The organism is Pontibacter sp. YIM B11418, assembly GCF_059278805.1.
Genome location: NZ_JCAEMH010000007.1, coordinates 139,731 through 160,266 on the forward strand (window position 1 = coordinate 139,731; position 20,536 = coordinate 160,266).

The 20,536-nt window shown below is 47.6% G+C and carries 12 protein-coding genes; 1 reads left to right on the forward strand and 11 read right to left on the reverse strand.

Going from position 1 to position 20,536, the window contains the following annotated elements:
* Nucleotides 1–45: 45 nt before the first annotated feature.
* Nucleotides 46–3,393: an isoleucine--tRNA ligase gene (ileS, locus tag AC4QZR_RS17405; RefSeq protein WP_494482065.1), complete on the reverse strand. Its 3,348-nt coding sequence runs from the start codon at nucleotides 3,391–3,393 to the stop codon at nucleotides 46–48.
* Between the two features lie 982 nt (nucleotides 3,394–4,375).
* Entirely contained in the window at nucleotides 4,376–5,878 is a 1,503-nt protein-coding gene (locus AC4QZR_RS17410) for a glycine--tRNA ligase (RefSeq protein WP_253401476.1), read from the reverse strand.
* A 228-nt stretch (nucleotides 5,879–6,106) separates the two neighbouring features.
* Here AC4QZR_RS17410 and AC4QZR_RS17415 point away from each other — a divergent pair, with 228 nt between their 5' ends.
* The gene (locus AC4QZR_RS17415; protein WP_494482066.1) at nucleotides 6,107–7,243 is read left to right on the forward strand and encodes a hypothetical protein; all 1,137 of its coding nucleotides are present in this window, start codon (nucleotides 6,107–6,109) and stop codon (nucleotides 7,241–7,243) included.
* Nucleotides 7,244–7,344: 101 nt separating this feature from the next.
* Here the strand turns inward: AC4QZR_RS17415 and AC4QZR_RS17420 are convergent, their stop codons facing one another.
* The 9 genes from AC4QZR_RS17420 to AC4QZR_RS17460 form a co-directional block, all read right to left on the reverse strand.
* Entirely contained in the window at nucleotides 7,345–7,803 is a 459-nt protein-coding gene (locus AC4QZR_RS17420; RefSeq protein ID WP_188500777.1) for a hypothetical protein, read from the reverse strand.
* A gap of 91 nt (nucleotides 7,804–7,894) precedes the next feature.
* On the reverse strand, nucleotides 7,895–8,401 hold the full coding sequence (locus AC4QZR_RS17425; RefSeq protein ID WP_494482067.1) for a DUF4385 domain-containing protein: 507 nt from the start codon (nucleotides 8,399–8,401) through the stop codon (nucleotides 7,895–7,897).
* Nucleotides 8,373–10,451, reverse strand: coding sequence for a cation:proton antiporter domain-containing protein (locus tag AC4QZR_RS17430; RefSeq protein ID WP_494482068.1), 2,079 nt, complete (start codon nucleotides 10,449–10,451; stop codon nucleotides 8,373–8,375). The genes AC4QZR_RS17425 and AC4QZR_RS17430 overlap by 29 nt, the downstream gene beginning before the upstream one ends.
* Nucleotides 10,452–11,832: 1,381 nt before the next feature.
* On the reverse strand, nucleotides 11,833–13,449 hold the full coding sequence (locus tag AC4QZR_RS17435) for an Ig-like domain-containing protein (protein ID WP_494482069.1): 1,617 nt from the start codon (nucleotides 13,447–13,449) through the stop codon (nucleotides 11,833–11,835).
* 76 nt (nucleotides 13,450–13,525) lie between these two features.
* Nucleotides 13,526–14,413 carry a class I SAM-dependent methyltransferase gene (locus AC4QZR_RS17440; protein ID WP_494482070.1) on the reverse strand — a complete coding sequence of 296 codons (888 nt, stop codon included), beginning with the start codon at nucleotides 14,411–14,413 and terminating at the stop codon, nucleotides 13,526–13,528.
* Entirely contained in the window at nucleotides 14,414–16,276 is a 1,863-nt protein-coding gene (mnmG, locus tag AC4QZR_RS17445; protein ID WP_494482071.1) for a tRNA uridine-5-carboxymethylaminomethyl(34) synthesis enzyme MnmG, read from the reverse strand.
* Nucleotides 16,277–16,343: 67 nt separating this feature from the next.
* Nucleotides 16,344–16,772: an rRNA maturation RNase YbeY gene (ybeY, locus tag AC4QZR_RS17450; RefSeq protein ID WP_494482072.1), complete on the reverse strand. Its 429-nt coding sequence runs from the start codon at nucleotides 16,770–16,772 to the stop codon at nucleotides 16,344–16,346.
* Nucleotides 16,756–17,181: an ATP-binding protein gene (locus AC4QZR_RS17455; RefSeq protein ID WP_101444487.1), complete on the reverse strand. Its 426-nt coding sequence runs from the start codon at nucleotides 17,179–17,181 to the stop codon at nucleotides 16,756–16,758. The genes ybeY and AC4QZR_RS17455 overlap by 17 nt, the downstream gene beginning before the upstream one ends.
* A gap of 31 nt (nucleotides 17,182–17,212) precedes the next feature.
* On the reverse strand, nucleotides 17,213–20,521 hold the full coding sequence (locus AC4QZR_RS17460; RefSeq protein ID WP_494482073.1) for a DUF4175 family protein: 3,309 nt from the start codon (nucleotides 20,519–20,521) through the stop codon (nucleotides 17,213–17,215).
* Between the last annotated feature and the right edge of the window lie 15 nt (nucleotides 20,522–20,536).

Consider the following 20,536-nt stretch of genomic DNA (forward strand, 5'->3'; position numbering starts at 1 on the left):
GGTATAGCCCCGGCCGTTTTATACAGCTCGGGCTTATTATTTATGCTAAACCGCTTCGGTGCGTATGCGGATATTCACCTGATAATCATCCACTTCAAGGAGTGTACCATCTACCACATTGTCAGTCAGTTCCAAGCGTAGGGCTTGGGTCTCAGACTGTATGTAGTCGCGGAAGTTTTCCACAGCGGCGTTTACCTCCGGCACTGATGCCTGCAGCACGATATGGATCTTATCCTGCACCTCCAGGTTGCTGTCTTTGCGCAGGTTCTGGATACGGTTCACCAGCTCGCGGGCGATGCCTTCCTGTTTCAGCTCTTCGGTGATGGTCACGTCGAGCGCCACAGTCAGCTTGCCTTCGCTGGCTACTAACCAGCCCGGGATGTCCTCCGAAGAGATTTCCACATCCTCCGGCGTCAGCACGGCGGTTTCCTCATCGTTTATCTGCAACTCTATACCTCCTTCACGCTCCAGGTGCGCGATGTCATCCTGGTTCATTTGTTGCACAGCGGCTGCCACCAGTTTCATCTTCGGACCAAAAACCTGACCCAGCTTCTTGAAGTTAGGCTTGATCTTCTTCACGAGAATACCCGACGTATCGTCGATGTACTCCACATGCTTGATGTTCACCTCGCTCATGATCAGGTCTTCTACTGCCTGAATTTGCTGACGGGTCTTGTCATTCAGCACAGGTATAAGGATACGCTGCAACGGCTGACGCACCTTGATGAAGTGCTTCTTGCGCAGCGAGTGTACCAGCGACGAGATGGTCTGGGCCAACGCCATACGCTCTTCCAGGTCCTTGTCGATGGCAGCGTGCTCTACTTCCGGATAGTAAGCCAAATGCACTGATTCTTCCTTGTGTTTGCCGCTCACGTTGTTCAGGTCGCGGTAGAGTTGCTCGGCGTAGAATGGAGCGATAGGCGAAGCCAGTTTGGCGATCGTCTCCAGACAGGTATAGAGGGTCTGGTAGGCGGCCATCTTGTCTTCGTTGTACTCGCCTTTCCAGAAACGCTTTCGGTTGAGGCGCACGTACCAGTTGCTTAAATCGTCCACCACGAAATCCTGTATGGCACGGGCGGCACGGGTTGGGTCGTAGTCTTCTAAATAATTGTCTACGTCGGCAACCAGCGTGTTCAGCTTAGAGATAATCCAGCGGTCACTTTCGGTTCTGCGCTCTAGTGGCACTTCGTCCTCGGCAAACGTAAAGTTATCCAGGTTGGCGTATAGCGCGAAGAAAGAGTAGGTGTTCTGCAGCGTTCCGAAGAAACGGCGCTGTGTCTCTACCACACCCTCCGGGTTGAACTTCAGGTTATCCCAAGGCGGCGCGTTGGCAATCATGTACCAGCGTACAGCATCCGGACCATACTTGCCGATCATCTCGAACGGGTCGATGGCATTGCCGAGGCGCTTGCTCATCTTGTTGCCGTTCTTGTCGAGTACCAGACCGTTGGCGATGACGTTCTTGTAAGCCACGCTGTCTTCCAGCATTACGGCCAGCGCGTGCAGCGTAAAGAACCAGCCTCGTGTCTGGTCAACGCCCTCGGCAATGTAGTCGGCCGGGAAGTTCTGTTCAAATATTTCCTTGTTTTCGATCGGGTAGTGCCACTGTGCATAAGGCATGGCGCCCGAGTCAAACCAAACGTCGATCAGGTCTGTCTCTCTGTACATTGGCTTTCCGGAAGGGCTCACCAGCACGATGTTGTCCACATACGGACGGTGCAGGTCGTTGATCTCTACGGAAGCCTCCATGTAGCCTTTCTCTACCGCGCGATCCATCTCCTCGCTCAGCTGTGCGATCGAGCCGATGCAAATCTCCTCCTCGCCATCTTCTGTCCGCCAGATCGGCAGCGGCGTACCCCAGTAGCGGGAGCGCGACAGGTTCCAGTCCACCAGGTTCTCGAGCCAGTTACCGAATCGGCCCGAGCCTGTAGACTCCGGTTTCCAGTTGATGGTCTTGTTCAGCTCGATCAGTCGGTCCTTCACAGCCGTCGTTCTGATAAACCAGCTGTCCAGCGGATAGTAAAGTACTGGCTTGTCCGTGCGCCAGCAATGCGGGTAAGTGTGCTCGTATTTCTCTACTTTAAAGGCTTTTCCCTCTTCTTTGAGTTTGATGGCGATCAGTACGTCCGTTGGCTTGTAGTCAGCGGCTGACTCGTCCTGGCCGTCGTAGTTTTTCACGTACATGCCGGCAAAGTCAGTGATCTCCTGTACAAAACGACCTTGTTTGTCCACGATAGGTGCAGGCTTCCCATTCTCGTCCATCACCAGCAGCGCCGGGATGTCGTTCTGGGCGGCAACTCTAAAGTCGTCCGCACCGAAGGTTGGCGAGATGTGCACGATACCCGTACCATCCTCGGTGGTCACGAAGTCGCCTACTACCACACGGAACGCAGGCTTGTCCGGCTGCACGTATGGCATCAGTTGGTGGTACTCTACCCCTGCCAGGTCCGCGCCTGTAAATTCCTCTACTATTTTGTAAGGAATCAGCTTATCGCCGGAACTGTAGTCGGTCAGAGCCAGATCAGCAGCTTTCGGGTTGAAATAGCGGCTCACCAGGTCTTTGGCCAGTATCACCGAGATCGGCTCGTAGGTATAGGGGTTGTAGGTTTTCACCTTCACATACCTGATGTTCTTGCCCACAGCAAGTGCCGTATTGGCAGGAAGCGTCCAAGGGGTGGTCGTCCAGGCCACGAAGAACACTTTCTCCTCCTCGTACTCGAACAGGAACATGTTCCGGGTGATTTTCTTCACCTCGAACTGCGCCACAATGGTCGTGTCCTTCACCATTTTGTAGCAACCTGGTTGGTTGAGCTCGTGCGAACTCAGACCCGTGCCCGCACCTGGCGAGTAAGGCTGGATGGTATAGCCTTTGTAAAGCAGGCCTTTATCGTAAAGGCGCTTCAACAAGGCCCATACCGACTCAATGTATTCGTTCTCAAACGTGATATATGGATTGTCCAGGTCCACCCAGTAGCCCATCTGCTCTGTCAGGTCGTCCCATTGGCCTTTGAAACGCATCACGGTTTCGCGGCAGCGCTGGTTGTATTCCTCTACCGTGATCTTTTTGCCGATATCCTCTTTCGTGATACCCAGTTCTTTTTCTACCTGCAGCTCTACGGGCAGACCGTGCGTATCCCAGCCGCCTTTGCGGTTTACCTGGAATCCTTTCAGGGTCTTGTAGCGGCAGAAAATGTCTTTCACGGCGCGGGCCATCACGTGGTGAATGCCCGGAGTACCGTTCGCTGAAGGAGGTCCTTCATAAAACACGAAAGGCTTGTGCCCTTCTCTTGTCGAGACTGACTTTTGGAAGATGTTATGCTCTTTCCAGAAGGCCAGCACCTCCTCGCCTACTTGCGCGTAGTTGAGGTTTTTGTATTCGTTATATTTTGCCATGTTCAGCACTTAATCTTCCGATAATTCTTCGTCAAAATTCAAATCAGCTGGTTCAGGTATAACCTAAATGCCTGTGTTGCTATTTGGCAAGTTAGTTAGGTTTGGGCACAATGCAATTCAGACTGCCTTACCACCTGTCTGGATGCCCATTTAGTCGCCTACTCCTCTTCAGAGCATCTTTCTCAGATAGGGGGGCTAAGTAATCAACTTGTTCCTCTTTGGGGTTCAGGCTGTTTACTAAAATCAATTGTTTTCCCTCTTTTTGGCTCAGATAGAGTGCCTTTTTACCCCGGATATTCCAGCTGTAATACAAAGGTAAGTATTTTTAATTTTTTGCTGCTTTCCACTTGAAAGCTTGCAGGACTTTTCTATCATCTTTTGCTATACCTATACCTAGTAAATCAGAGCTCTATTTCGCTCTTTAACCAGATAAAGGCTGTGGAATAATGACTCGTAAAATGCGTTTGTGTGACCCAAAAGCACTTTATGAAACAGTTATACACGATTGGCCCTGTAATATTCTATTGCTAAAAGCTTCTTTAGTCTGTCCGGAGACCAGTTGAAAAGGTATCTGAAAAATGTAGCAGTATCTTAGGCTTCCTTATACCTGCCTGTCTGTATGTCTGATGTGTAAGAACACAGCTATACCATCAATAATCACCTCAAGTTGCTTTAAGGTGAGTGCTACAGGTATAACTGTGGATTACAAGGTATTTAAATAATCATAAAATCCTGTATATCAATATAATACACCATTGTCATACTCTCAATTATCAGTAATTTTACACATAAAGCGAAGGATAGCTTAACATAACAAAAGCACTCTACTTTGTTTCAGGACATTTTCAGCGTTCTTTTAAGGTATACTTATCAGCTGCTCCAGCTAATCTACTCATCATAGCCTATACTTGGTGTTTATAAAAAAAAACAGCCCACGGCTGAGTGCCGAAGGCTGTTTCCCTATAAAAGCGATACCTATACTTTAGGCCAACTTCTCAAATATGCTCTTGAAGTTAACCGCTTTGTCGATGTAGCTGTGCAGTTCGCTGATAGGCATGCGCACCTGCTCACGGGAGTCGCGGTCGCGTACGGTCACGGTATTGTCTTCGAGCGTCTGGTGGTCTACAGCGATACAGAACGGCGTACCAATCAAATCCTGGCGGGTATAGCGCTTGCCGATGGAGTCACGCTCTTCATAGATCGTGTTGAAGTCGTAGCGCAGTGCGTTGAAGATCTCGGTTGCTTTCTCTGGCAAGCCGTCTTTCTTCGTCAACGGCAGAATAGCGGCCTTCACCGGTGACAGAGCCGGGTGGAATTTCAGGAAGGTACGTGTCTTGGTCTGGTCACCTTCAGTGATTTCTTCTTCGGTATAGGCGCTGCAGAATGTCATCAGGAACAGGCGGTCGGCTCCAACGGATGTCTCTACCACATAAGGAATGTAGTTGCCATACGGTTTGCCGTCTTCGTTCAGGTCGTTGTCGAAGTACTGCAGTTTCTTGCGGCTCAGCTCCTGGTGCTGGGTCAGGTCAAAGTCGGTGCGGGAGTGTATACCTTCCACTTCTTTGAAACCGAACGGGAATTTAAACTCGATGTCCACTGCGGCGTTGGCGTAGTGGGCCAGCTTTTCGTGGTCGTGGTAGCGCAGGCTGTCGGCAGGTATACCGATGGCCTCGTGCCATTTCTTACGGTTCTCTTTCCAGGTGTTGTACCACTCCATCTCGGTGCCAGGGCGCACGAAAAACTGCATTTCCATCTGCTCAAACTCGCGCATGCGGAAGATGAACTGACGGGCCACAATCTCGTTACGGAAAGCCTTACCGATTTGCGCGATACCAAATGGCACCTTCATGCGGCCGGTCTTCTGCACGTTCAGGAAGTTCACGAATATACCTTGTGCCGTTTCGGGGCGCAGGTAAATGGTGCTGGAGTCCTCTGCCACGGAACCAACCTGCGTCGAGAACATCAGGTTAAACTGACGCACCTCGGTCCAGTTGGTAGTACCGGAGATCGGGCATTTGATATTTTCACGGATGATCAGCTCACGTACCGCGTCCAGTTCCTCAGCGCCTAACAGCTTACCCATTTCTACCAAAAGCTCGCTGGCTTTGTCGTAATGTCCATCGGCTTCGTATTGGGCTGCCTTCTCTTCAATCAGCACGTCGGCACGGTAGCGCTTCTTCGAATCCTTGTTGTCAATCATCGGGTCGTTGAAGCTGTCGATGTGACCGGAGGCTTTCCAGGTGAGCGGGTGCATGAAAATGGAGGCGTCTATACCTACCACGTTCTGGTGCAGCTGCGTCATGGACTTCCACCACAGGTTCTTGAGGTTGTTCTTCAGCTCTACGCCCATCTGGCCGTAGTCGTACACGGCTTGCAGGCCATCATATATCTCACTTGACGGGAATACGAAGCCATACTCCTTTGCGTGCGAGATGATATCTTTTAACTGTGCGTTTTCTACAGGGGTTTTCTCTTGTGTCGCCATGCTGCAAAGATAGAAGATTAAGGTATGATTATGCCAAACGCTGTTTATAGATTTTTGGGTACAGCAACAGCTCTATATTTTAATTTTAACAGGTCTTGATATAATTATCAAGGGTATATCCGGTATTAAACCTTCGCTGTTAACAATTTCTTAACATTGGCAGCACTACCTCTCGCCTATTATGTGATAACTTGCGTCGTTTTTGAAAATCTCACCCAACCTTTAAAAATGGCTAAGAAAAAGAAGGGACCGAAGCAAGTTCTTCCGGCTCAACCACACAAGTTTACAAAGCGGTTTGGCCTGCTGGATGTTGTCGTACAGAAGGAAAAGAAGTTCCTTTACTTTATCGCATTCTCCCTGATCATGGCAGGTGCTGTTTATCCTTATCCTTCCATTGCCATGTGGGTTGGCTTTGCATTTGCAGGCTACTCGGCCATCGCCAACGACAGTATCCAGACCATCGGCACGTTCATCGGATCCAACGAGGACAAGAAATGGTACTGGCAGTGGCTCTTTATGGGGCTTATTTTCGTGGGTACGGTTACCTATAGCTGGGTGGCATTTGACGGCGATGTGTCGTACCAGCGCTTGGCTACACCCGGCCTGGAAGTGGCGCCTACCAGCTTCGTATACCTGCAGCTGGCATCCCCCATTATCCTTTTGCTCTTAACCAGGTTCCGTATACCTGTCTCCACCACGTTTATGCTACTCAGCGTGTTCACGGCTACTTCGGGCACCATTCTGAGTATGCTCAACAAAAGCGTAGCGGGTTATATTGTTGCCTTCATTTCGGCCCTGATTATTTACCTGACGCTCACAAAAGTTATCAAACGCTTTATTAAAGGCGAGGCGCATGCTTTCTGGGTTTTCGCACAGTGGATTATCAGTGGCTTCTTGTGGTACATCTGGTTGGCACAAGACCTGGCCAATATTGCCGTTTACCTGCCACGCCAGCTGAATATGTACGAATTCCTGGCCTTCACGCTGTTCATCTTCCTGGGCCTTGGTTTCCTGTTTTTTAAGAAAGGGGACAAGATCCAGAACATCATCAACGAGAAATCAGAAGTACGCGATGTGCGCAGCGCCACCATCATCGACTTAGTTTATGCCCTGATTCTTTATGTTTTCAAGGAGGTGAACAACGTACCGATGAGTACAACCTGGGTGTTTATTGGCTTGCTGGCTGGTCGTGAGTTAGGCATGCGCCTGCGAGCGCAGGATAGCAGTGTGAAGATTGCCAAAACATTGAACTTAATAGGCAAAGACATCCTATCGGTAACCATTGGCCTTATTATTTCTTTGATACTGGCTATCGCTATTAACCCGGCTATTCAGGAAGAAATCTATAACTTCTTCTTCAACTAAGCGAAGGTTTATACACTGTACTTCCTGAGATAAGGATAAAACTAAAAGCCCCGGTAACTACATCGTTATCGGGGCTTTCTCTTTTTATTTATACCTATTTCTTATTTCTCAGGCCAAACAACCTCCAGGTTGTCGTTGATGAAGACGCCGAAGTTCACGGCAATCAGCTGGTCTTCGTCGAAGTACAGATCGATCATCTCCTTCTCGTAAGAAATGCGCGTCTCGCCGGTTTCCATTTCCTCTTCTTCCAGGTCCTCATACCCGTGGTCAGCAAAAAGCCTTTTCAGCTGCTCCTGGCTCATCTCGAAGATGCGCTCTTCCCACAGCTTCACCTCGCGGTTGGCCGTTTCGATGCAGCTCAGTTTGTAATCATCTTCCTTGTCGAAGTACAGCGAGTAGCCTTCTTCCCAGTAGTTCCAGGCCTGATGTTCAAACTCATCCTCTTCGTCGGACTCTTCTATTTCTTCAGGTTCGCCCAATAGCGCTTCTACTTCTTCCATTGTAAGGCCAAACTTGATCTTACCAAGCCCTTTGCCTAACCTGATTTCTTTGTTAACCATGTTGCTCTCTAGTTTTATCTTGTATGCAAAGATATGTGATTTACTAATTTCGGAATTAAAAGGTTAAATGATTTCATCTTCTTCAATTTTTTTATGACTCGTATGTTGCCCTGAATTCTGCCATCAGCTTTTTATACGTTTCATTTTCTTTGGCCTCATCCCACTTGGCCTTGAAAATGCGTGCCGATTCAGCCTTGACCGGATCCGGGTCCAGCGGCAACTGGTCTCTTCCATGGGCTCCGCTTTGTCCTTTCTTATCATCCGGAACGGGTCCTTTGTACTTCTGGCCCGTGCGGTGGTTGGCGTAGCGGCGCGAGCGGGTGTAGCCCATCTGTAAAAACTTGCGGGCCATGTCGGCACCTACAAAGTCATTCTGACGGAGGTAATCCAGAAACAAGGCGTAGATATGCTCCGATGACTCCCATGCGATCTCGGGCGTCTTAAAGCGCCAATGCGGCAGTATCTCCGACTTATAGGGTTCTACCAGCAGAACGCCCTGCTCTCCTTTTCCTATACGGTATAGCTCCGGATTTTTTCTGAAATCCGTTTTCCTGAAATTAAGTTCATAGTTAAAAGCCCTCGATCTCTCTTGTTTCATTGGTATAGCCACTTGTCTTGAACTGATTGTCCTGGTATAGGCTCGGGTGCTGTTCCGGATATATGATGATGAAGCTATTGTCTTTGTAGTTGCGCGAAAGCACGCGCGGCACATTGTCGAGTATGCCATTATAGGATAACGTGCCTCTGCGAGCTGATATCACCACTACCATATCGTCTTTGCTTATACCTGTCTGGTTGCTCTCGAACTCGGACATCGAAGGCCTAGGCACATAGGTAGCATCTACGGCAGGCTTACTGCTCTGCACAGTGGCTTTTATTTTATTGTTGGTTCTTCTACCCGCCATAAAAACCACCTTAGCTCCAAGCTGCGTCGAAAGCAATCGGACAGCTCGCATCCAGCGCAGAAAGCCTCTTTCAAGTTCAGCATTTACCGGTACAATCACCACCAGACGACTGGTCGTATTTAGTGGTTGCATGATCTTACACACGAGTATCATCTGCTCAGTGTTTTCGAGCAGGTTGTCGAGTATCGTGCCAAATATACGGTCACTTGTAGTGATCTTGGCATTCCAGCCAAGCACTACTTCCGTGATCATTAACTCTTTGATGGCTCGGAGTATACCGCTTGCCACATTGATGTCTATTTTAGATACAAGCTGTACATCGTTGTCCGTTGCCGAGGCGTGTTTAACTGCCTCCTGCAGCATTTTGTTCTTCTTATAGATTTCTTCGGCTGCTTGTTCATTGTCTATCACCACGGCCAGCGGATAAATTGGCTCATGGTACTGCGGATTTTTTAGCATGATCGCCAGGTCCACCAGATTCTCGAGTGTTTTCGGATTACCTATTGGCACCATAATTCGATCTGGCTTTTCGCTCAGATCCGGCTGCTTCCGGCTTTCGATAATTGCCAGTATGCGTGCTGCTTTTTCTGTAATGAAAGAACTACTCAGTGAAGTGGCCAAGATTAGCACTACAGTCAGGTTCAGAGCCGTCTCCCCTATTATTTGCAGCTCATACCCGACCAGTATCACTGCAAGCGTGGCTGCGGCTCTTGCTGTACTGAGACCAAACATCAGATTTCGCTGTGTGACAGTATAGCCGTAAAGCTTTTGTGTGATGAAGGCAGGCACCCATTTAGTAATTAGTGCCAGGACAATGATCACGACGGCCATGATAATGATTTCCACTCCCTCGAACAGCACCGTCACATCGACCAACATACCTACACTTATGAGGAAAAAGGGAACGAAAATATTGTTGCCCACAAACTCTAACCTGTTCATTAAAGCTGATGCGTGTGGAATGAGCTGGTTTAGTGCTAATCCTGCCAGGAAGGCGCCTAAGATAGCCTCCACTCCAGCCAATTCTGCCAGGAACGCTGCTGCAAACACCAGCGTGAGCACAAAAATGAATTGTGCTCCTTGTTCACTTTCTATTTGCTTAAAAAACCACTTGGCGATAATTGGAAACACAAAAACCACTATGGCTACGAATATAGACAGCGATACCATTAGCTTTATCCAGTATCCTACCCCAATGTTGCCTTGTGCCACCCCTGCTACTACCGCCAGTACCAGGAGCACTGCCGTATCCGTGATGATGGTTCCTCCAATCGTTACGGTTACTGCCTCGTTTTTTGTTAGTCCAAGTTTACTTACTATCGGATAAGCCAGCAGCGTGTGGGAAGCAAACATACAGGAAAGCAACACTGCTGAATTTATCTGGTATTCATATCCATAAAAGAAAAGGATTGTACCGGATATTATCGGGATAAAGAAAGTGAGGGCTCCATATACTATGCTCCTTACTTTCGTTTTTTTGAACCCTATCATGTCCATTTCCAGCCCCGCCAAGAACATAATGTAGAGTATTCCTACGGTACCGAACAGAACGATGCTGGAGTCGCGCAGCAGCAGGTTAAATCCGTTCGGCCCTACTATTACGCCAGCTAGTATAAGTCCCACTATGCCCGGTATTTTCAGTTTGTTGAGTATAATGGGGGCAATGAGGATGATCAACAGCACCAGCGTGAAAATCAGCACTGGGTCTTCGAAAGGAGGTGTTAGTTTTAGTAGAAATGTCATACTTTAGTTTTAGCGTTCTCTTTTTCTCCGTATAAATATAGCGCTTTTATTTTTTGCTTTTTTTTGCACCTCTCCGTACCGACCTTTTAAGCAGCTCATTTTCCCTCTTTTTGAGCCGACTTATCCAGCTTTCCACACCTTACCCCTTTCTAATAATTTTAATTAGATAATTCTTTAAATAAATCTTCTTTCATTATTAAGACTGTTTACAAGTTGATAAGTGTGGAACATCCCAACTTGTCCTCATTTCTTTTTTCTATACCTTGTCTGTGCACTCAGCTTCCCACACATTATCTTTTTGTTAATTTTTAGCTTTCAATTACTTACCCTGTTTATCCACTTTTACCCATTTTGTGTGCATTACTTTTTTCACATGCTTGTGTCACCGTGGAAAAGCCTTTTTAAGGTATACCTTTGTCAACCGGTTTCCACTTTTTATGTGTTCCACAGCCCTATAGGTATACCTGTGGAACATAAGCTTGTTGAGTTATCAGATTTACTCCACACTTGTCCACAGGTATACCCACCTGTTTTGTGGATTACTAAACACTTTTTTTGATTCCTGAAAAAGCTGATTTTTCTTCTGGCCTAGCACTAGGTTTTTACCTCTTACGTTAATCCGAAGACTTTATTTGCTAGGCTTGCTCTACTTTCTTTGAATAGTTGTTTCACGCATAGTTTGATTCGCTACTGCTCATCAACTCTACGCAACTTCTTACTCGTTGAGTATCCCTTTCAGTTACTTATACCGCTGAAGCGGCTAGCTATACCTATGCGATTATTCTAAGCGTCTTAACCGACTATATTAGATCTTTTTGATGGGAAGAGTGTCCTGGTATAAACATACCAAGTGCGATCTTATCTGGTTAGCTTTGTTGTGTAGCAGGCCGTGCTATTACACTTTTAGGGGAGAGCTAGATTTGCAAACGTTTCAAACTGATGGGAACTTGTCAGGCGTGGCGTTCAGTAATTTTACAAAGGTTCTTTTCACTCTGGTATAGCGGTTTGGTAAGTTGGTCCTCATTCGCTGCTTATACCTTCAGATTTTTTGTGCTTGCTTTAGTACGGAGAGACCCATTGGTTATGTGAATCTTATTACATGAATTAAGATTGGCTAACGTTTGTGAGAGTGGTTCCCCTATTCGTTTTTGTCAGTTAAGGATTTTCTGCCCGATTTTTTGCCTGTGACAAATTCCCTTTTTTCGAAAGTTTCAGTATTACCTTTGCGTCATCAGTTTGCTTTACTATTGTTGACAAGATGCCGTCTCTATCCTCTCCGAGTTACTTGTTGCACCTTTCTGCATATTTTATCCACTGCAAATCAGCCTGGTTACGGTGGTCCGGGCATAAAAAAAGGAAGCTAAGTAGCTTCCTTTTTCTTCTAAAACGTTACGTTTTCTTCCATCTCCCAGTTTGCCCGGATCTCCAATGGTTTGTCATGAAGGTATACCTGCTCTGGTTCTTTGACTAGTTCTGGATCTCCTCCATCCCACTTGCCATTGTTGTTGGCATCCAGTATAACCCGGATAAAGTAGGTACCTGGTTCAATGTTCCTGAAGTTGTACGTTTTGGCATTACGCACCTGGTTCTTCACTTTATATTGGTTGTCTACTAACTGAACGATGTAATTCTTCTGTTCTGTTTTAACGGCTCCTCTCAAACTTCCGGCGCCACGCGCTTCTGCTATCGTTACCTGTATGGCGGGTTTGCTGAACTGCGCTCCCTGTACCGGCACTATGCCCGCGCTATCTAGTATGATGGTTGCTTCACGAATCTTGTTGGTCCACTTTGGCATTACGAAACTCAATTCTGTAGCTGAGCGGTCTAATTTCACCTGATCAGGATAAGTTAGTCTAGCCACTTCAATGCTGTCGGCCAGCAGGCGTATGGGCTCTTTTGTCTTGATGCTTACCGGTGTTTCTAATTCGATTGTTACTTGCTGTCCTTCACTCACTGTGTTGTTATCGCCTGCACCATTGCCATTCGCCTTCAGCCTTGCTCCGCTTACACGTTGGGCTCTCTTTCCTTCAAATGCTATCTGAACCGTATCCACGGTGCGATTTGCAGCAGAGTCTATTGCGGTTAACAGGGCTCTGCCTCCAGTGAAACGGTTGCTCCCAAATACATCCACTATCTTTCCATCTGGCGATACCTTATGGACCAGGGTATCCTTTGGGGAGCCGGCGGAGGTAGCTACGAAGATTTCCAGGCCTTCATTGTAGTTGGCTACAAAACGGTCCGTATACCTTTCGCGGCGTTGTAGTAGGGGGCGTTTGGTATCTATTCGTACCGTTTGCAACACTACTTCCTGCTCTTCACTGTTTACGCGGATTGGTTCTGCTTTGTAGGCTATCCACTCTTCCTCGTTATCATAAAGTGAGTTGTTGTTCTTGTCTGTCAGTGCGTAGATCCTGTATTCACCATCCTTTATATTTTCAAATGTAAACTCCCCATTCGCATCTGTTTGTGTCTGGTAATATGGTCTGCTTTTCCGGATGCTCAGCGTATCGTTCGTTGGGTATAAGGCAACCACAGTTTCTTTCTCCGGCTCTTGTGTCAGCAGTTTAACCACCTGCCCGCTCACTCTGCTTGAATCGATGAATGTTCCTGTACTGAACGTAAGCCCTAGCCCTTCTGCTATGTTTTTTTCCGTGATATCCTGTATGCCCTTCCGGAAGTTAAAGGTATAGGTGGTGTTCTCCTCAAACGGTTCTTCAAAAACCAGTTCTAATCTGGTCTTCTCTAACCTCACCTGGTATTTGTTATCAGTGAAAGGTGTAATCAGCAATTCCTTCTGTAAGTTGTTTGGCTGCACCTCTTCATCAAAGTCTAATGTGATCGTGCGGGTGCTGACATTTAGCTCTTGCGGCTTGGGGTTGCTGTTGAGGAGTTCTGGTGCTTCTTCATCCTTTGGGCCTCCTTCAGGGTTGTTTATACTCGCACAGGATGCAAGTGTCATGAAGGAAGCAGCGAGAAAAATACTGTTGACAAGTTTCATCTACTATTCGTTTAAATGAAAAACAGGCAAACTTTCGCCTGCCTTGTTCTTATTTATTAACACTCGGTTGCGGTGCTTATTTTCTCTTTGCTACAAAAATGAGGCTCGAATAATCGTTGCCGTTTTTCTCTGCGTAGCTATTGGATTTGTACCCGTTCACTACACTGCTGATGACCTTAGTCTTCCCCTCCTTATGTTTCTCGCTTAGCATGCTCACGTAGTAGGCATCAAACTTCATAGGCAGTACTTCCTCCAGTTGCATCTTATGCTTTTTGAGCAGGCGCTTCATCGTCGGCTGCGTGAAATGGTACAGGTGCCGTGGCACATCATAGGCTGCCCAGTCTGCCTTGTACTGCTGGGCGTCATGCGAATCGGCATTGGGAACAGCTATGATCAACGTCCCGTCGTCCTGCAGCAAGTTGATGAGTTCTGCCAACGTTTCGTTTAGCGTATGGATATGCTCCAACACATGCCACATCGTAATGACTTCAAACTTTTCACCGGAGATTTCTTCAAGTCCCTTGGCCACTATCTCTCCTGTCAGTGAGGAAGCTTCCTCGCGTGCACGTCCATTTGGTTCGACTCCTCGTATGTCCCAGCCGTCCTGTTTGCAGGCACTCAGGAATACGCCCGTGCCACAGCCATAATCCAGGATGGTTCCCTTGGCTGGGGCGTGCCTGTTGATAAGCTCTACTTTTTGCTTCGTCGTAATGGAGCGCACCACATGATAGGCCCTGTTGATAATGCCTGTCTTAATGTTGCTGTGCGATATGTATTCCTCGGATTCGTAATACTTATCAATACTGGCAGCATCCGGTCGAGGGTTCGTAAACTTGAAGTTGCAGTTTTCACACTCCACAATCACAAAGCTCTCTTTCGAGACCGCGTTGTCTGTCACTACCAGGAAGTTTTTAAACTCTTCTTTGCCGCATATCGGGCATTGCTCCAGTCTTTCGTAGCTCATTTATTTTCCAAGGTATACCATTAGTACCGATATGTCAGCCGGTGACACGCCACTGATGCGCGATGCCTGCCCGATTGTTTCAGGCTGTACACGCAGCAATTTTTCGCGAGCTTCTGCTGACAGGGCAGGTATGTTGCGGTAGTCTATTTTCTCTTTGATGTTATAGTTCTCGAGTTCGCCCATTTTAGCAGCCATAGTATGCTCCTTTACAATGTAGCTCTCGTATTTCACTGCTATTTCAGCTTGATCTATGCTATCAGCTTTGAATTTGCTCAGGTATTCTGCTACAGTGGGCACCGCTTCAGCTATATGCTTTATTTCAATGTTTGGTCGCTTGATCAATTGGCCTGCACGCTGCTTTTCTACAATTGGCGCGGAGCCCATTTGCTCCAGCATACTGTTGATATCTCCAGGTTCAATCGGCTTATTATTCAAATAGGCGATGATATCAGCTGATTCCGTGATCTTCTTATCCACAGCTGCCATGCGACTTTCATCAGCCAATCCGAGTTCGTAGCCGAGCTTAGTAAGGCGAATATCCGCATTGTCCTGGCGTAGCAGGATACGGTGCTCTGCTCTTGAAGTAAACATGCGGTATGGCTCGTCCGTCCCTTTGTTCACCAGATCATCTATCAGCACACCGATGTAAGCTTCTGACCGCTTCAGTATAAACGGTGCTTTCTCATTTATCTTGTTGTGCGCATTTATACCTGCCATCAATCCCTGACAAGCCGCTTCCTCATACCCTGTTGTTCCGTTAATCTGGCCGGCAAAGTATAGGTTCTCCACTACCTTGGTTTCCAAGGTGAGGTTGAGTTGAGTTGGTGGGAAGAAGTCGTACTCGATGGCATAGCCGGGGCGGAACATCTTGGCATTCTCAAATCCTACAATCTTTCGAAGCGCTTTCAGTTGCACATCTTCAGGTAAAGAACTGGAGAAGCCATTCACGTATACCTCTACCGTGTTCCATCCTTCCGGCTCTACAAAGATCTGGTGACGGTCACGATCAGCGAAGCGGTTGATCTTGTCTTCGATAGATGGGCAGTAACGCGGACCTAATCCCTGAATTCGGCCCTGGAACATCGGCGATTTTTCAAAGCCGGTTTTCAGGATCTCGTGCACTTCTGAATTGGTATAGGTAATAAAGCAGCTGCGCTGTTTTGCCAGTGGAGTAGTTTCTATATACGAAAATTTCGAGGGATTCTCATCACCGAACTGTTCCTCCATACGGCTGTAGTCTAGTGACCGACCATCAACACGTGGCGGAGTTCCGGTTTTCATACGGCCTGCCTCAAAACCAAGTTGGATCAACTGCTCTGTTAAGCCTTTTGCTGATTTCTCTGCTGAGCGGCCACCTCCCATCTGCTTCTCTCCGATGTGGATAATACCATTCAAAAAGGTACCATTCGTTAATACAACGGCCTTTCCACGTATAGTTATCCCCAGGCTGGTGCGCACACCGACGGCTCTTCCGCCCTCTACTTCTATACCTGTCACCATCTCCTGCCAGAAGTCCACATTATCCGTTTGCTCCAATGTCAGGCGCCAGGCTTCAGCAAAGCGCATGCGGTCGCTCTGTGCGCGGGGACTCCACATAGCAGGCCCCTTCGACTTATTGAGCATCCTAAACTGGATCATGGTTTCGTCGGTAATGATACCGCTCATACCTCCTAGCGCATCTACTTCGCGCACAATTTGTCCTTTTGCCACGCCACCCATAGCCGGGTTGCAAGACATTTGGGCAATGGTGTTCATGTTCATGGTTGCCAATAGAACTTTAGAGCCCATCTTGGCAGCAGCTGCAGCAGCTTCGCAGCCCGCATGACCCGCACCTACAACTATGATATCGTATTCTGGAAACATGTATTCTGAATTTAGAGATGTTTCACGTGAAACATCAAAGAAGGGTCGGTAATTCCCTTTTTTGCGATTAAAATTTCCGCAAAGATAAGGAAGAATCTTCGAGTTTGCGCATAGCAGCTTCCTGCTCAGGGGTTTTATCTTTAAAACCTAGCAAGTGCAGAACCCCGTGGATTAGAACGCGGTGAAGTTCGTCGTGGAAAGATGTGCCATGGGTAGCAGCATTATCGCGTACCCGGTCTATGCTTATAAAAACATCACCTTCGATAGTGCCCTCTAAGTCGGCATTGTCGAAGGTGATGATGTCTGTGAGCGTGTCGTGATCGAGATACTCAACGTTGATCTGGTGTAAGTAATCATCAGAACAGAAAATGTAAGTCAGACCTACCAGTTCGTGCTCATGCTGCTCTATGATATCTGCGATCCAGCCGGAAATCTGTTCTGGGTTATCCAGCGAGAATTCGATGTCCTCGCTGAAGAACTCAATTAGATGATCCATTCTGTAAGGAAGTGATGTTAAATATGAGTTGTACCTTTTTACCGTTGTCAAGGAAGTTCACCTCGTCACACAAATTGCGCATCAGGAAAATGCCACGGCCACCCGGGTTCTCCAGGTTTTCAGGAGCGGTAGGATCCGGGAGCGTATCGTAATCAAAGCCGGGACCTTCATCCTCGATTTCAAAAAGAAGTTGGTTGTTCTCTACCTGGAGTGTGAGGTATACTAGTTTTTCCTTATCGAATTTATTGCCATGGCGGATGGCATTGTTCACAGACTCTGTAACGGCTACCATGATGTTGCCATACACGTCGTCTTCAAACTCGAATTCTTCCTTTGAATTGTCTATGAAGCTTTCTATAACCCGGATGTTCTCGATTAAGGAAGGAATCTGAATTTTAACCTGATTCATATAACTTGTTAGTGATGCTATAAGGTGCGTATTAGTTACTCATATGCTGGAAATACTCATTTACCTTCTGCTTGTAATAGGGCGTAAGGGCCGGTGGTACGTTCTGCAGTAATTCCGTTTGTTTTTCTTTCGTTCTTAAATACTTTTCAAATGACGGCGGAACTCGTCTGGCAACATCCTGAGCGCTTTTAGCCTCACGTTTGTTGTCCAATTCCCGCTCCTTCATAGACTTCTCAGCCTCCAGCAAACGGGTAAGAATTTCGCGCTGTCGCATGATGGTCTGGTCAGTCAAACGTTTATTAACGAGATCAGTCTCGCTTTGTTCCATCATCTTGGTGATATTTCCTAAGTCACCGTTGCCGCCCTTTTCGCTAGGTTTCTGTCCCTGCTTTTCCATTTCCTTCAGGGCATTGCGCAGAGCCTCCTGCTCCGCAGCTAATTTAGCTAATTCTTCAGACAGTGCCTTGCTTGACTTGCCACCTTTTTTCAATTCGTCGATTTTTTTGTTCAAAGCGTCCTGCATCTGACCAAAATCGCCCGGCTGTGGTTTACTGCCCTTCTGTTTACTGGCCATATTGCCCTGCATTTGCTGCATGGCCTGCTGCATCTGCTTCAGTGCGTCGTTCAGCATCAGTGCCAGGTTATTCATAGAAGTCATGGCTAATTGCTGCTGGGCAGTGGCTCGGCCCACGTTGCGGTCGCGCAGATCTTTCATGCTGTTGTCCATACTCTGGTTCATCTGGGCCACTTCACGGGTTACAAACGACTCCAGCTGAAACACCTTCTTGGCGAGTGCAAAAAGACTGTCCTCAATCACCTTGGCATTGTCACGGAGCGAAAGCTGTTGCTGCGAAAGTGAAATGAAGCGAGGATCACTTTGATTAACGCCCCGGAAGGATTTCATCAAACCCTCCTGGTCAAAAGAAAGCTTGATCAGGTTTTCCAGAATGTCGCGCAGGTTGTCGAGGTTCTGTTCCATGCCCTGCATGCTCATGCTGTTCTGCATCTGTTCCATTTGCTGGGCCATCTGCTTCATCTTCTCCCCTGCCTTCTGCTGCGACTCGCTCGCTTTTTTGTTCTGGTTCTTATCAAGCTGCTGCTGCCCCTGATCTATGTCCTGCTCTATCTGCTGCTGTTCTTGCTGCATTTGCTGCTCGTCCATCTGGTTTGGGTTCTGTAGCTTGTCGTTGAGCTCTTTCAGGTCCTTCATGTCCTGCTTTAGCTGCTCGAACTCTTTCTGTATACCTTCCTGCTCCTGCTGCAGCTGCTTGTTGTCTTTCTGTTTCTGAGCAGTTTTGTCGGACAACTCTTCCTGTTCTTTGGCCATCTCCTCCAGTTTGTTGGTGATATTGTCGAGCTTTTGCTCAAACTGAAGCTGTTTAAACAACTCCAGCGCCCTTTCGAGTTCACGCTCCATGTTGCGCTCGCGGTTATCAAGTTTGCTCAACAGTTTCTGTAGTTCAGAATCTTTCGGGCTTTGCTCCTGCAGTAACTTTTCAAGCTCCTCGTACAGTTTTTTGGTTTCCTCGTCTAGTAGGCTGTCCATCAATTTCTTCAACTCCTGTGCTTTTTCGGCCAGCTGCTTGTCCTGTTCCGAGAGCATATTCTGCTTCTTGTTGAGCTCATCAAAGAGCTCTTTCATGGAAGAGATATCCTGCTCCAGTTGCTTGCGCTTCTCAGCCAGGTCTTCCAGCTGCTTTTTGTCCTGCCAGTTCAGGTCACGCTTCGTTTTCACTTTTTCTTCCGACTGAGCTAGCTCTTCCTTCAACTTTGTGCTCTTTTCCAATGATTTGCTGAGCTGGCTCTCTACCGACTGCGCATTACTAATGAGTTCTTGCTCCATGTCACGACGGCTAGGCACCCGCAGTTCGAATGAACGCGTGCGCGCGCTTTTGGGTCCTTTCAGGTCATCGTTGTCCCATACCTGCACAAAGTATTCCAGCTTGTCGCCAGGATTGAGTTGCAAGCCGGCTGTATTCCATTGGTGATAGTAGGCTTGGTTGAGTTGCTGCCGGTTCAGTCCGATCGGCACGCTCTTATACCTGGCCTGCGGGTTTTTATCGTTAGTTACTTTATAGTTCAGCACCAATCGAGTCAGGCCATAGTCGTCTGAAATTTCGCCGGCCAGCACCACAAAGCGGTAAAGCGCAGAATCGTGGTACTGCTCCAATGTGATCTGCGGATGACGGTCAGGTATAGTGGTGATCTGGTAATTAATCTCTTCCTTGTTGGTGCTATGCGCGTTTCGCAGGTTTACCCCATAATTCTGGCTTTCGGTAAACTGCTTGCTCGCTGTGAATAAGTTTGCCTTAGATTTAGCTACAAGTGTTTCAGAGGGGTTTTCTAATTTGATTTCAACACGCTCCGTTTCAGTGGCATCGAAGTTCCAGGTGATGGTACTGCCGGCAGGTATAGTGGCGTTACCCGTATTTTGTATCAACTCCGGCTTCCGTTTCAGATAAGCAGGGTATGCCACTTCCATATGGAAGTTCTTTAAGTTTGGCCGAGAGAGAAGGTGCAGGTTGTAGTCGCCAGACATAAAGCCAGAACCCTCCAACTGGAACTCCACTGGACGCTGCAGTTGCTTGAAGGTATAGGTATAGCCATCGCCGCTCTTCTGCAGTCGCTGGCGTCTGCCGTTATAGTGAATGTATACCTCGCTAGGTATAGTCTTTCCCTCCAGCTCCACTTTGAGCTCGAAGTCTTCTCCTCTATAAGTTTGGAGCGACTCATTCTCCACCACAAACCGGAAAGGAGCCAGTGGGGTATAATGCTTCTTATAATTGATGATACGCTCGGTGCCCTGCACAAAAATGGTAGGGTATAGAAAAGCGATCAGGAGCATCACAACTGCAGGAAGCGCAATGTATTTGAGAAGCGGCTTGTTCTCACGATAGGTAATAGCTTCCTCAAAGGGATAGTTGACAAGCTGGGATGAGCGTTGGGCTATACTGGCGGCAATAAGCTCGTTGGTCCTGTCAAGGTCTTTCAGCTGAATGGCATTCAGTAATTTGTCTTTTATTTCGGGATAATGGTCCCCCACTCTGGCGGCCGCCTGCTCGTCGGAGAGTAGTTTCCGGAGGTTGGTTAAGGCTGAAAGCGGAAGAATGATCCAGCGAACGAGGGCGTAAACAGTAAGGGCGACGAAAGAGAACAGGAGAAAGGCCCGTACAAAAACCGGGAAGTAAAAGATGTACTCCAGCAAACTGTACACAATGTAGATGGACATCAGCAGGCCTATGGCGAAAATGCTCCCCCGCAACAATAAGTTGAGGTAGAACTTTTTCTTAAAGGCCTGCAGCTGCTGTAACAGCTTGTCCATCGCATCGTGCTGATTCATCTGCCTGATTCTTTA